At 59.9% G+C, this 327-nt stretch carries 1 pseudogene; it reads right to left on the minus strand.

The features are described 5' to 3' along the window. A pseudogene (locus GCN78_RS28990) lies at positions 1 to 327 on the minus strand (thiamine pyrophosphate-binding protein); the annotation flags it as partial.

A 327-nucleotide genomic window follows, 5' to 3' on the forward strand; every position in this document is an offset into this window, starting at 1 on the left:
TCAGCGGCTGTTTCGCCTCTTTCAACAGTGCTGCCGCCTCTTCCAGTTCCTGTTCGACGGGCGGCACGGCGCGGAAACGCACGGTGCGCGGCGTAAAGAACTCTTCCGGATAGTCATACGCCATCGTTTGCACGTCTTGCGGCAAAGATAAAGTGACGGGACCGCAAGCGGCCGGGTCCGTCAAGGCGGCAATCGCCCGTGGCAAGGCGGTCAGCAACTGTTCCGGATAGACGATGCGGTCGAAATAGCGTGATAAAGGTTTAAAAGCGTCATTCACCGAGACGCTGCCGTCGCCGGTGTCTTCCAGCTGCTGCAACACCGGGTCCG

Source organism: Janthinobacterium rivuli (genome assembly GCF_009208735.1).
Classification (GTDB): domain Bacteria; phylum Pseudomonadota; class Gammaproteobacteria; order Burkholderiales; family Burkholderiaceae_D; genus Janthinobacterium.